The sequence below is a fragment of the Acinetobacter sp. YH18001 genome (genome assembly GCF_013416975.1).
GTDB classification, from domain to species: Bacteria; Pseudomonadota; Gammaproteobacteria; order Pseudomonadales; family Moraxellaceae; genus Acinetobacter; species Acinetobacter pseudolwoffii.
Genome location: NZ_VPEU01000007.1, coordinates 70,798 through 82,671 on the forward strand (window position 1 = coordinate 70,798; position 11,874 = coordinate 82,671).

Below are 11,874 nucleotides of genomic sequence, written 5' to 3' on the forward strand. Positions count from 1 at the left end.
ACACGCATGTTTGTGCGACTGTTTTATACCTTACGCAAATACGGCGTACCGGTCTCAACCCGTGAGCTGATCGATTTGAATCAGGCGGTTGCGGCTGGACTGGTCTTTGCCGATCAGGATGAGTTCTATCAGCTGGCCAAAACTGTAATGGTTAAGGATGAGCGCTATTTCGACAAATTCGATCGTGCCATGAAGGACTATTTTGATGGTATTCAGAGCTTTGATCTGGATGAACTGCTGAATCAAGTGCATAAGCTGCCCAAAGACTGGTTCGATCTTGAACTGCTTGAAAAGCATTTGACTCCTGAACAGCGCGAAGAGCTGAAAAAAGCCGGATCATTAGAAGAACTGATGAAAATGCTGGAAGAGCGCTTGCGCGAACAGCATAAAAAACATCAGGGTGGCAACAAGATGATTGGTACCGGCGGCACTTCGCCTTTCGGTGCTTATGGTGATCATCCGGAAGGGGTGCGTATTGGTGGGCCGGGACGGAAACGCTCTGCGGTAAAAGTCTGGGAGCAGCGTCAATATCGCAACCTCGATGATGAGCAGATTCTGGGAAGTCGCCAGATGCAAATGGCACTGCGCCGTTTGCGTAAATTCGCGCGTCAGGGTGCAGCCGAAGAGCTGGATATCGATGGCACGATTCGTGAAACCGCCAAGCAGGGTATTTTAGACGTACAGCTGGTGCCTGAACGCCGTAACCGCATTAAAGTCTTGATGCTGTTTGATGTTGGCGGTTCGATGGATTCGCATATTGCCCAGTGTGAAAAGCTGTTTAGCGCAGCCAAAACCGAATTTAAAACCCTGGACTATTTTTATTTCCATAACTGCCTGTATGACTATGTCTGGAAAGACAATATCCGCCGGTCCAGCTCGCGCATGAATACCTGGGATTTATTCAATACCTATGGCCGCGATTATCGGGTAATTGTGGTCGGTGATGCCAGTATGGCGCCTTATGAAATCACCTCGGTCGGCGGCTCGGTTGAATATATGAATGATGAAGCAGGACAGGTCTGGCTACAGCGTCTGCGACAGCATTTTGATAAAACCGCATGGCTGAATCCCGAAGAAGAAAACTATTGGCATTACACGCATAGCATTGGTTTAATTAAGCAAATCTTTGAAGATCATATGTTTCCAATGACTTTGAAAGGCATTGAAGATATGACCAAATATCTCGCGCGTTAATTTTATTTTTCTGTTAGTGGCTTTATCTATAATTATGAGTGGGTTAACCACATTATTTTAGGATAAAGTCATTTGTTGTACATTCCAAAGTTCAGGAATTATTATGGCTCATCAAATTAATGGTATTGCTTTACCCAATGAGGACGGCTTTTTTGGTCAATATGGCGGTCAGTTTATTCCGCCCGATCTAAAACAGGCGATGGACGATATCAATGTCGCTTATCAGGAAATCCGCCATACTCCAGAATTCCAGAACGAGCTTAAAGACCTGTTTGCCAACTATGTGGGTCGTCCAAGTCCTTTATTTCATGCCAAGCGTCTGTCAGATCAGTTAGGCGGTGCACAGATTTATCTGAAACGTGAAGATTTAAATCATACAGGTGCACACAAGATCAATCATTGTCTGGGTGAGGCTTTGCTGGCCAAATACATGGGCAAGACCAAAGTCATTGCAGAAACTGGTGCGGGTCAGCACGGCGTCGCATTGGCAACTGCCTGTGCCTTGGTTGGGATTCCATGTGAAATTCACATGGGTCAGGTGGATATTGAAAAAGAGCATCCAAACGTCGTAAAAATGAAGATTCTGGGTGCGCGCCTGATCTCTGTGACGCGTGGTACAGCAACCCTGAAAGATGCAGTTGATAGTGCATTTGAAGAATACTTGAAAGACCCGAAAAATTATATCTATGCCATTGGTTCGGTGGTGGGGCCGCATCCATTTCCAATGATGGTACGTGATTTCCAGTCCATTATCGGTGATGAAATCAAAGTGCAAAGTAATGACCGTTTTGGTGCAAACCCGGACTATGTGGTGGCCTGTGTTGGCGGTGGTTCCAATGCAGTGGGTGCATTTACCGCGTTTTTAAATGAACCGGAAGTAAAGCTGGTGGGCGTAGAGCCGGGAGGTCATGGCCTGGACACCGATATGCATTCGGCGACCTTAACACTGGGTAAACCAAGTCAATTGCATGGTATGGCCTGCTATGTGCTGGAAGATGAGCAGGGTGAACCTTTACCGGTACATTCGATTGCTTCTGGCCTGGATTATCCTGGTGTGGGGCCGCAACATAGTCTGCTTAAGGATTTGGGCCGGGTCGAGTACACCACCGCCACCGATCAGGAATGTCTGGATGCTTTCATGACCTTGTCGCGTGTAGAAGGTATTGTGCCGGCTTTAGAGAGTTCGCATGCAGTGGCCTGGGCAATTCGTGAAGCAGGCAAATTGCCAAAAGAAGTCAAGATCGTGGTCAATCTTTCTGGTCGTGGTGATAAAGACTCGGATTATGTGGCAGAAAAATTAGGTCTAAACTGATTTTATCCAAAACACGAGTATAAAAAATCCCGGTTATATACCGGGATTTTTTATACATTCAATCGAAGCTTGATCTTCAGTTATTTAAATGCGCTTCAAATATTGGAGAGAAAGCCAGAGATGCTTTTAACCTGAAATATACTGCTGCAGCTGTTCAATGAGTTTGCGTTGATCATCCATTGCTGCCTTGACCAGATCTCCGATTGAAATCAAACCGATCAGTTTTTCATTCTCCACTACTGGTAAGTGCCGCAGGTGACGTTCAGTCATCAGCGATAAACAGTCTTCTACGGTGGTAGATGTGGTTACGGTAATCACTTTAGAGGTCATGATCTCGTTAACCGTGGTGTCGAATGAGGTTCTTTGCATCAGGGCAATTTTACGGGTGTAATCTCGCTCTGACAGAATACCGACTACATTGTCTTCATGGGTTACCACAAGCGCCCCGATTCCTTTGTCGGCCATCAAGGTGATGGCTTCTAGAACTGTAGAATCTGGACGGATGGTATAAATAGCTTGATGCATTTTTTCATTGAGCACCTGTGCCACATTGGTCATGCTTAATCATCCTTACTGGTCAATTTATTATTAATCCTAGAGTATGCATTCAACCTGAACATCTCTAAGTGTTTAGGTTTTAGTCTTTATAAATAACATGTTATTTAAGCAATGTGCAGTCTTTGTTCAGAAAAAAATAGATGACGCATTTGTGCAGCAGTCAGTTTGAGTCTGGTGCCATTGGTATTACACAGGGCTGGCGTAACATTCAGTCGTGACAGGGTCGGCAATAATGCATTTTCAAAATCTTCAGAGTTGATTTTACGCGGGATATAATCCGGCCAATGCTGCTTGGCGTAGTTTTTGGCATCCAGTGGATTCAGCCAAAAGGGAAAAATACAGTCTTCCTGATCGCGCATCATGGCCCAGCCTTGATGATATGCGCCCCATAGCTCGCCACAATTCCTTAGGGATTTCAGCATGGTGATCTTGAAAAGAGACTCTTTACAGATCGGATCAATTTGAATAATTTTTCGTGGTTTCATTAGAATAAAGTGCAATTAAGTGTCTGGCTCTATTCTAGGAACTTTGTATGAAATTACTGTTTCAGCTTTGCAAGATTTCGTAAGAGAATATGTATTTATTGCTATTTATCGAAAAAAGAGCGGAAAAAAACGCCACCTAGGTGACGTTTCATCATGCTTGTAGGGTGGCCATGTTTTGCCAGTACTGCGCTTTGAGTGAATCCCGTTCTACACGGAAGCCTTGATAATAAAGTTCTGCTAAAAAAAGCGCCGCTTTACCATGACCTGCACGAGCTGCATCTTCAAGCTGTTTTACCGCATCCACAAAGTTCATTTGGGATTGGATGGTATTCACGGCATCTGCATACAGATGTTCCAGATCGTGTTGAGAGAGTTGTTGTATCATATAAAAACTCCTTAATTTTAATTATGATTACAGGACAGACTAATCAGTCTAAATACAAATATAACTTAGTATTGTTAAACTAATATTACAAAATAATGGAAAAGTCAACCATTCGATTTTATTCGTTTACTTTAGTTATAGTTTACATGACTAAACTATACACACTTATAAATATTATTAAGATAAATTGTAAATAGAGATCAAACAATAAGGAGAAAACCATGATGACAAGAACTTTAGATGGTGTAAATTTTGATATGCCACCAACTGCTGGGCAAATCCTGGAACTTGCACATTTGCATCGCAAAAAACTGGATGACGCTATATTTAGTAAATATACGCATCTGGGTAATTATGGGCTGGCACAACGTAAAGAGGTGTATGACTTTACCCGTGCTCTGGATGTCAATCAGCGTGAGCAGTTCTATAAACTCTATAATGGCGAGTTGGTTCGAATTGCAGATGAAGATCGCCTGCATCCCCCTGAAGCAGAAGCGGGGTTAAGTAAATTTGCTGTTGCACTGGTATTGGTGATTGTAGCATTGGTGCTGTATTCAACTATTCTGAGCAGAATGATGAGCTAATCCGCAGAGTCGTGGGTTTTAGCCCTGCTAAATATGGCGCTACTGACTTGAACTTATATAAACCTAACCATACACTACCTTTAACTTGAGGTAGTGTATGTCTATAGATACAGAAAAGTTAATTCAATGGTTCAGCAGAATCAAGCTGGAACAGATTTATAATATTGTTGTCATTTTTATGGTTGTGGTAATTTTATTTTTAGCCGCATTGGCTCTCTATCGTCCGCTTAACATCTCTCAAATCACCCAGATTCGGCAACTTTCTGAACAGCAAAATTTGCCCCAAACTCAGGATCTGGCACTGGCTCTGTTAGAGCAGCAGCACATCCGTCGTGGGCAGTATCTTAAATTGATGCAGGCCTATCAGCAGGAGTCTCTGCGGGCGCGTCAGCTGCCACCGCTCTCGGTGGAGATGCCTTAGGCACAGGGTTTGCTGGCAAATTGAAATTGGCATCCATTAAATTCTGCTCCAAGCGCATTTTCAAGGCATCTTTATCCAGTTCTTTATTGACCACGACCAGCGTTAGGCGGTCTGGATGTAAATGTTTGCGTATTGCATTTTGCACATCCTTTGCGCTAATTCTGGCCAGACGTTCCGGATAACTGGATAAATAATCATTTTGCTCACTATAAAAGCCCATATTGCCTAACTGGGCATTAATGGTGGCATTGCTGCTGTAATTGTTAGGGAAGGCGCGCAGCATGCCTGCTTTGGTTTCTTCCAGACGTTGAGTGTCAATCGGTTGGCTGACAAAATTGATAAATGCCTGATGTGCAACCTGAATACTCTCTAGTAGCTGATCCTGCCGTGTAGAATATTTAAAGCTGAATACTCCGGGTGCCTGACTAAAGCTGAATGAGCTATAAGCGCCGTAGCTAAAACCACGTTTGACCCGCAGTTCCTGCATCAGTACTGCATTAAATCCACTCCCGCCAAACATGCGGTTGGCGACTTCTAGGGCCAGTCGATCTTCAGTAAAGCGTGATGGCCCTATATGTCCAAAAGTGATATGCGCCTGAGACGAGTTATAGGGTAAATGCACCACTTCAAAACCAGATTTAATTTCAGGCTGTGGTAATGCAGCTGCTTTTTGACCTTGAGTTAAATTGCCGGCAATCCGTTCTGACAGTTCCAGCGCCTGTTTGGGGCTGAGTTTACCGGTAATAGCAATATTCATATTTTGCGCCACCAGAAACTGATCACGGAATTGTTTTAATAATTCGGCATTAATTTTCTTGGTACTGCCTTGGGTGCCACTGATTGGTTCTGCATAAGGATGCTGACCATATAGAGTACGATAAAAACGAATATCCATCAGCCGGCTTGGATTTTCCTGTAATTGCTTTTGTCCCACTTGGGTATTGCTTAAAGCCAGATTAATACTGGCGGGTTTAAATGACGCATTCTTTAGAACTTCCATCATCATTCCGAGTGCCGGTTCCAATTTATTTGGATCTGAAAGCGTACGCAGCCGAACCACAAACATGTCTCGATAGGCCTGTACGCTAAATTGTGCGCCGGCTTGGTCAAAAATTGCCGCCACCTGATTCGCACTATATCTGTCTGTGCCTTCACGCATCAGCCTGGCTGCCATGCTGGACAGGCCATAGAGTCCTTTAGTAATTTCTTGATCACGCGCCGAGCCGGCATTAAAGGTCAGCTGGATATCCACCATTGGAAGATCTTGGGTTTCAACAAATAGCGTACGTACCTGATAGCGATTGTTCAGGTCGTGAATATACGGTGCCTGAAATTCACGCTGCGGATTGAGATTTTTCAGGCTTTGCAACAGAGGGATAGACTGTAACTGACTCGGATTATCGTTTTGATCGGGTTGAGGGTCCAGATAATTTTCTGCATGAACAGCAGAAGCAAAACTTAAAATAAAAATAAGTAAAAAAGGGCGAAGATGATGACGCATTGCAATCCCCATTATTGGGCTTTTTGTTCAGGTGAGAGATAAAGTGTGCTGAGATTGTCTCGGACGAAATAGGCATTGGCGACACGCTGGATATCCTGAACGCTGACACTTTCAAAATGCTTGGGTAGTTCATCCATCAGCCGATAACTCAGTCCATTGACTTCCAGATTGCCAATCATTTTGGCCTGGCCGGCAATATCATCCTGACTATAAATCAAACTGGAGATAAAGCGGGTGCTGATACGATCTACTTCCTGTTGGGTCATGGCGGTGGTTTTGAGTAAATCCACTTCATCCTGAATCGCTTGTTGTGACTCTTGCAAAGATACGCCTGGCGCAGGTAAGGCAGAAATGCCAAACAGGCTGTCACCACGATTATAAGGATCATAAGAAGCGCTGACAGAGGTCAGAATTTTACGATCACGCACCAGACGGTCTTGCAGGCGTGAAGAAATGCCGCTGTCCAAAAGGCTACGAATAATGGTCAAGGCATACGCATCTTGGGGGTTTTTGGCAGTGCCGAGGGATTTCACATTCCAGGTCATGTACAGATTGGGCACCTGAACATTACTGTTAATTTCCATATGTCGATAGCCTAAGCGTTCAAACTCCAGCACATCATTACGTGGCGGTGTTGGACGCGCGGGAATATCTCCAAAATATTTTTGCACTTGCGCTAAAGCCGCTTCCGATTCCATATTTCCAACAATTACCAGAATGGCATTATTGGGGCTATACCAGTCCCGATACCATTTTTTGATATCATTTAACTGAATATTGTTCAGGGTTTTCATATGTCCAATCACCGGTTGGCGATAATGGCTGGTCGGATAACTGATCCATTTAAAGCGTTCAAAGGCCTGAGCGCGCGGGTTGTCATCGGTACGCTGGCGCCGTTCTTCCATCACCACTTTAATTTCTGGCTCAAAGTCCTGCTGCCGCAGTAATAAATTGCTCATGCGGTCAGATTCAAGTTCCAGTGCCATAGGGAAATAGGCCTTAGGATAGAGCTGATAATAATTGGTGTAATTGGTAAAGGTGGCGGCATTGATGCTACCGCCATAAATCCGGCTCAGACGGGTAAATTCGTCATTTGGAACTTTATGCGTACCTTTGAACATCATGTGTTCAAGTGCATGCGAGACCCCCAGAATATTGCCAGATTCATCACTGCTGCCGACTTTGTACCAGATCTGGGTCATCACCATGGGCGCACGATGGTCTTCCCGAATAATGACTTTTAATCCATTACTTAAAGTCGTTTCAAAAGTGGTGCGTGATAATTCACTGCGAGTCTGGGCTTGGGCCTGATTAATACTTAATCCCAGCAATAAGGCACCAAGTGGATAAAGTGTTTGTTTAATCATTCTGGAAAAAGAGGAGACAGTCAAAAAGGTGGCGGACACTAGATCTCCCAAAAATAGGCATTTGTATTTAGGGTTATTTTTAATAAATGCGGAGATGAAAGCAACCAAGAGCTGTAGCTTTTTGGTATGTTTGTCCAGCATTTGCATTGCTAGCTGCAAAGCAGGCAAGTTATGGTAGAATCTGGGTTTTTAACGCAATGCTTTTCAAGGATTCGGCATGCAACAGCAATCTAATGGGCAAAACAAATTTTTGATTGATGCTGATATCGGAGATGATGATGTCACATTACCGAGCTTACCTGCGGTCAATGTGCCTATCGTAGAAACGCCAAGCGAAGCAGCTGTAGTTTCTGCACCTGTCGTAACAGAAACTGAAAATGAAGATTCTGCGGCGAAAGGTGGCTTCTTTAGCCGTATGAAAGAGGGTTTAACCAAAACCCGTAAAAACCTTGCCGATGGGATGGTCAATATCCTGATCGGTGGTAAAGAAATTGATGATGAATTATTAGAAGAAGTCGAAGAGCAGCTGCTGGTGGCCGATATTGGTGTGGAAGCCACCAAGACCATCATTGCTAACCTGACCGAGCGTACCGAACGTGGTGACTTGATCTACTCGCATTCACTGTATAAGGCGCTTCAGGAAGAACTGGTGGCTTTATTGGCACCCCGGGTAAAACCGCTACACATTGATCCGAATAAATCGCCTTATGTGATTTTAGTGGTCGGTGTAAATGGTGTAGGTAAAACCACCACGATTGGCAAACTAGCCAAACGTCTGCAAGGTGAAGGCAAGACGGTCATGCTGGCGGCAGGTGATACTTTCCGTGCAGCTGCAACGGAGCAGCTACAGATCTGGGGTGAGCGTAATAATATTGCGGTCGTGGCTCAAGGCAATGGTGCAGACTCGGCTTCAGTCATTTTCGATGCTTTTGAAAGTGCGCGTGCCAAAGGCGTAGATGTATTAATTGCTGATACAGCTGGTCGTTTGCATAACAAAGGTCATTTGATGCAAGAGTTGACCAAAGTAAAACGTGTCATGCAGAAAATTGATGCGACTGCACCACATGAAGTGATGTTGGTTGTCGATGCCGGAACAGGTCAGAATGCCATTAACCAGGTCGAAATGTTTGATGAGGCGGTAGGCCTAACCGGTTTGACCATTACCAAACTCGATGGGACTGCCAAAGGTGGCGTACTGTTTAATATTGCCAGTCGTACTCATGTGCCGATTCGCTTTATTGGTGTGGGTGAGAAAATTGATGACTTGCGTCCTTTCTCTGCCAAATCTTTTGTTGCTGCATTGTTTGAAACTGAAAATAAATAATGCGTGATAATTCACACAAACTCCGCTAAGTGCGGAGTTTGTTGTTTTTGAGGGGTTTGAATGCTTTAAAAATCAGCTAGAAAATATGAACCAGATCTATCTACCGTAATAAAGCCATTATACTTGTATGGGATTATTCGAGCTGTTTTAGCTGGGTTTTGTGGGGGGAAGAAATGGCATTGCTAAATAAAATTGGTCAGGTATTAACAAGTGATATAACCAAGGACTTTAAATTTTCGAAAAAAAACAAACCTGATGATGATTTGAAACTGACTTTTGTTGATCAGTTGAAAAAGCGCCGTAGTATTTATGAACTTGGCAAGCGGGTACATTATAGTCAGGCGTATCTGAGTGAAATGCTTCAGGCAGCAGTTCGCAGTTGTCCTTCAGCCTATAATTCCCAAAGTACGCGGATTGTAGTGTTATTTGCGGATTCTCATTATAAGTTTTGGGAACTTGTCAAACAGGTTCAGCGCCAGCATGTGCCCACACATATTTACGAAGGTGCAGAGATCAAGTTAAATCAGTGTGCCGCGGCATATGGCACGATTTTATTTTACGAAGATCAAGCCGTGATTCAGCAACTACAAAAGAAAATGCCGCTCAATGCAGAAGATTTCCCGATCTGGTCTGAACAGACATCAGGAATGGCGCAATTTGCCGTGTGGACTGCATTGGCAGATTCGGGTTTAGGTGCATCTTTACAGCATTATAATCCGCAGATCGACACTTTAGTCGCCGAGCATTTTGACATTGAAAAGAGCTGGTTGTTACGTGCCCAACTTTGCTTTGGCTCGATTGAGCAGGCAGCAAAAGAAAAATTAGAACAGCAAGATCAGCACTTTTTTAAAGTATTGGGTTAAAAACCGATGAAGGACGGTATAGCAGCATGGATGCTGCGAATGAAATCTAATACAAATATTCTATTCAGATCTAAGTCTGATTGTTCTATAAATAAAACACATTGTTATGGGAATGCACCTGTTTTAAGTGCTCAAAACACGTAGTATGACTTTATCAGTTTTTAATAATCAAAATACATAGAGGTGAATTTATGGCATTTTTAGATCAAATCAAACAGCGCCGAAGCATTTATACCATTGGGAAAAATGTGAGCCTGGAGCAGGCTGAAATTGAAAATCTCATTAAAGATGCAGTTAAACACAGCCCATCATCTTTTAACTCGCAAACTTCTCGTGTGGTAATTTTATTTGGTCAATCACATGATACTTTCTGGCATATTGTGCGTGAAACCTTGCGTGATCTTGTTTCGACAGATGCATTTGAAGCAACCAATAATAAAATTAATGGTTTTGCAGCAGGTTATGGCACCGCATTGTTTTATGAAGACCAGAATGTGGTGAAATCGATGCAAGAACAGTTTGCACTCTATGCCGATAACTTCCCGGTCTGGTCAGAGCATTCTTCAGCCATTGCGCAGTTTGCAACCTGGACAGCTTTGGCAGAGAAAAATATCGGTGCCTCGTTGCAGCATTACAATCCAATTATTGATGAAGAAGTTGCACAAACTTTTGAAGTCCCATCGCACTGGAAGCTTCGCGCGCAATTGGTCTTTGGTTCTATTGAAGCACCTGCAGGCGAAAAAACCTTTATGGATGATGCGGAGCGTTTTAAAACCTTTGCATAAATCGGGTTTCAGCTAAAAAGAAGTGCTTTTGTGCTTCTTTTTTTATTTGTACTGGCTAATAGCAGATAATTTAAAATTGCTAGTCAAATAAATGCTAAAAGTTCAGGTGAAATAAGAGAAGTTTTTGTCATAAAATTGTCATTTCGACGCGGCATAGTGCAGCTCAACTTTAATAATTAACTTGAAATGAGTAGATGATATGGATTTTCGTATTGCGGCAACTGTAGCGGCACTGTTGTTTAGTACCTCGGTTTTTTCAGCGGTGACTATTACAGTACCTGAAGAAATTAAGATCGTTGCGGTAAATAATCAGGAAATAAAATCAAGTCTATTACGTTCTAATTCAACTTATAAACTGGATGCTGGAATGAATAATATCAGCGTCCGCTATAATGAGTTTTTTCAGCACTCTGATAATTCACATGACATTTTAAAGTCGGGAGTGCTTACTGTAAAAACTCCAGAGCTTAAAGATGGTGAAACCTATCGTTTAGCGTTAATTAATGCACCTCAGAATTTTGACGAAGCTAAAAAGTACCAGGATCAGCCCATCATTGGCTTATATGATGCAAAAAATCAGCTGCTTGTTCAGCAAGCGGGCGCTAAAGATGCAGCGAGAACATGGTTTGCAAATAATGTATTGACCAAAACAGTCGAGATGAGTAGCAAGTCAGCAACATCACTTAATCAACCAGCACCTGTATATGCTCAGGCAGCTAGTGTAGCTACGGTCGCCACTCCTCAAACTCAATTCATCGGGCAGAATGATCAACAACTCATTCAATTATGGCAAAAGGCCTCCAAAGCTGAACGTCAAAAATTTATGACTTGGTTGGCTGAACAGACGAATTAAAAGATCAAGTATAAAGGATCAAATGGTATTGATGCTTTTTTAATAGGGTAGAGCGCAGAGATTAATATTTGGTTATACTTTTAATGCAAAAAATCTGGAAAATTTCTCAAAAAGGCTAGGGTGTGTCCTCATTTGGCTTTGCACCAAATAAATATACAGGCTATACGAATCATAGATTTATAATTGCGTGCCAGTTTATCAAATCGAGTTGCAATAGCACGGAAATGGTTTAATCTCGCAAA

General features: G+C 43.0%; 13 protein-coding genes and 1 pseudogene. 8 read left to right on the top strand and 6 right to left on the bottom strand.

All coding sequences use genetic code 11. The annotated features are described in order from the left end of the window. Positions 1-6 precede the first annotated feature (6 nt). The gene (locus tag FTV48_RS04335; RefSeq protein WP_179999495.1) at positions 7-1,194 is read left to right on the top strand and encodes a VWA domain-containing protein; all 1,188 of its coding nucleotides are present in this window, start codon (positions 7-9) and stop codon (positions 1,192-1,194) included. A 103-nt stretch (positions 1,195-1,297) separates the two neighbouring features. After that, entirely contained in the window at positions 1,298-2,506 is a 1,209-nt protein-coding gene (gene trpB, locus FTV48_RS04340) for a tryptophan synthase subunit beta (protein ID WP_005170649.1), read from the top strand. A 126-nt stretch (positions 2,507-2,632) separates the two neighbouring features. On the opposite strand, the gene FTV48_RS04345 is transcribed toward trpB, so the two are convergent. From FTV48_RS04345 to FTV48_RS04355, 3 genes are all read right to left on the bottom strand, one after another. Continuing rightward, positions 2,633-3,064 carry a CBS domain-containing protein gene (locus tag FTV48_RS04345; protein ID WP_005170650.1) on the bottom strand — a complete coding sequence of 144 codons (432 nt, stop codon included), beginning with the start codon at positions 3,062-3,064 and terminating at the stop codon, positions 2,633-2,635. Positions 3,065-3,168: 104 nt separating this feature from the next. Then, positions 3,169-3,549, bottom strand: coding sequence for a DUF2750 domain-containing protein (locus FTV48_RS04350; protein ID WP_005170652.1), 381 nt, complete (start codon positions 3,547-3,549; stop codon positions 3,169-3,171). Positions 3,550-3,700: 151 nt separating this feature from the next. After that, positions 3,701-3,934 (bottom strand): hypothetical protein, encoded by a 234-nt coding sequence (locus FTV48_RS04355; protein WP_005097069.1) that lies wholly within the window; start codon positions 3,932-3,934, stop codon positions 3,701-3,703. 224 nt (positions 3,935-4,158) lie between these two features. Between FTV48_RS04355 and FTV48_RS04360 the strand changes: the two genes are divergently transcribed. Next, a complete protein-coding gene (locus tag FTV48_RS04360) occupies positions 4,159-4,518 on the top strand; it encodes a hypothetical protein (protein ID WP_035337940.1) in 360 nt (119 codons plus the stop codon). 97 nt (positions 4,519-4,615) lie between these two features. Continuing rightward, complete coding sequence (locus FTV48_RS04365; protein ID WP_005170656.1) at positions 4,616-4,939, top strand: hypothetical protein; 324 nt, start codon at positions 4,616-4,618, stop codon at positions 4,937-4,939. Here FTV48_RS04365 and FTV48_RS04370 read toward each other — a convergent pair. Both FTV48_RS04370 and FTV48_RS04375 read right to left on the bottom strand, forming a co-directional pair. After that, positions 4,863-6,440 (bottom strand): pitrilysin family protein, encoded by a 1,578-nt coding sequence (locus FTV48_RS04370; RefSeq protein ID WP_179999497.1) that lies wholly within the window; start codon positions 6,438-6,440, stop codon positions 4,863-4,865. The genes FTV48_RS04365 and FTV48_RS04370 overlap by 77 nt on opposite strands. An 11-nt stretch (positions 6,441-6,451) precedes the next feature. After that, positions 6,452-7,846 (bottom strand): pitrilysin family protein, encoded by a 1,395-nt coding sequence (locus FTV48_RS04375; RefSeq protein WP_179999499.1) that lies wholly within the window; start codon positions 7,844-7,846, stop codon positions 6,452-6,454. Between the two features lie 178 nt (positions 7,847-8,024). On the opposite strand from FTV48_RS04375, the gene ftsY reads away from it, so the two are divergent. The 4 genes from ftsY (at position 8,025) to FTV48_RS04395 (ending at position 11,632) form a co-directional block, all read left to right on the top strand. Continuing rightward, complete coding sequence (ftsY, locus tag FTV48_RS04380; RefSeq protein WP_005097061.1) at positions 8,025-9,131, top strand: signal recognition particle-docking protein FtsY; 1,107 nt, start codon at positions 8,025-8,027, stop codon at positions 9,129-9,131. Positions 9,132-9,304: 173 nt separating this feature from the next. Next, the gene (locus FTV48_RS04385; RefSeq protein ID WP_005097060.1) at positions 9,305-9,994 is read left to right on the top strand and encodes a nitroreductase family protein; all 690 of its coding nucleotides are present in this window, start codon (positions 9,305-9,307) and stop codon (positions 9,992-9,994) included. A 191-nt stretch (positions 9,995-10,185) separates the two neighbouring features. Further along, positions 10,186-10,779 (top strand): nitroreductase family protein, encoded by a 594-nt coding sequence (locus FTV48_RS04390; RefSeq protein WP_005097059.1) that lies wholly within the window; start codon positions 10,186-10,188, stop codon positions 10,777-10,779. A gap of 199 nt (positions 10,780-10,978) precedes the next feature. Next, positions 10,979-11,632: a DUF2057 domain-containing protein gene (locus FTV48_RS04395; RefSeq protein ID WP_100357024.1), complete on the top strand. Its 654-nt coding sequence runs from the start codon at positions 10,979-10,981 to the stop codon at positions 11,630-11,632. A 128-nt stretch (positions 11,633-11,760) separates the two neighbouring features. Here FTV48_RS04395 and FTV48_RS04400 read toward each other — a convergent pair. After that, positions 11,761-11,874 (bottom strand): annotated as a pseudogene (locus FTV48_RS04400) (IS5/IS1182 family transposase); the annotation flags it as partial.

Coding starts and splice junctions, on each gene's coding strand:
- FTV48_RS04335 (WP_179999495.1), top strand. CDS start 7: ATGTTTGTGCGACTGTTTTATACCTTACGCAAATACGGCGTACCGGTC.
- ftsY (WP_005097061.1), top strand. CDS start 8,025: ATGCAACAGCAATCTAATGGGCAAAACAAATTTTTGATTGATGCTGAT.
- trpB (WP_005170649.1), top strand. CDS start 1,298: ATGGCTCATCAAATTAATGGTATTGCTTTACCCAATGAGGACGGCTTT.
- FTV48_RS04370 (WP_179999497.1), bottom strand. CDS start 6,440: ATGCGTCATCATCTTCGCCCTTTTTTACTTATTTTTATTTTAAGTTTT.
- FTV48_RS04385 (WP_005097060.1), top strand. CDS start 9,305: ATGGCATTGCTAAATAAAATTGGTCAGGTATTAACAAGTGATATAACC.
- FTV48_RS04390 (WP_005097059.1), top strand. CDS start 10,186: ATGGCATTTTTAGATCAAATCAAACAGCGCCGAAGCATTTATACCATT.
- FTV48_RS04360 (WP_035337940.1), top strand. CDS start 4,159: ATGACAAGAACTTTAGATGGTGTAAATTTTGATATGCCACCAACTGCT.
- FTV48_RS04365 (WP_005170656.1), top strand. CDS start 4,616: ATGTCTATAGATACAGAAAAGTTAATTCAATGGTTCAGCAGAATCAAG.
- FTV48_RS04395 (WP_100357024.1), top strand. CDS start 10,979: ATGGATTTTCGTATTGCGGCAACTGTAGCGGCACTGTTGTTTAGTACC.
- FTV48_RS04355 (WP_005097069.1), bottom strand. CDS start 3,934: ATGATACAACAACTCTCTCAACACGATCTGGAACATCTGTATGCAGAT.
- FTV48_RS04345 (WP_005170650.1), bottom strand. CDS start 3,064: ATGACCAATGTGGCACAGGTGCTCAATGAAAAAATGCATCAAGCTATT.
- FTV48_RS04350 (WP_005170652.1), bottom strand. CDS start 3,549: ATGAAACCACGAAAAATTATTCAAATTGATCCGATCTGTAAAGAGTCT.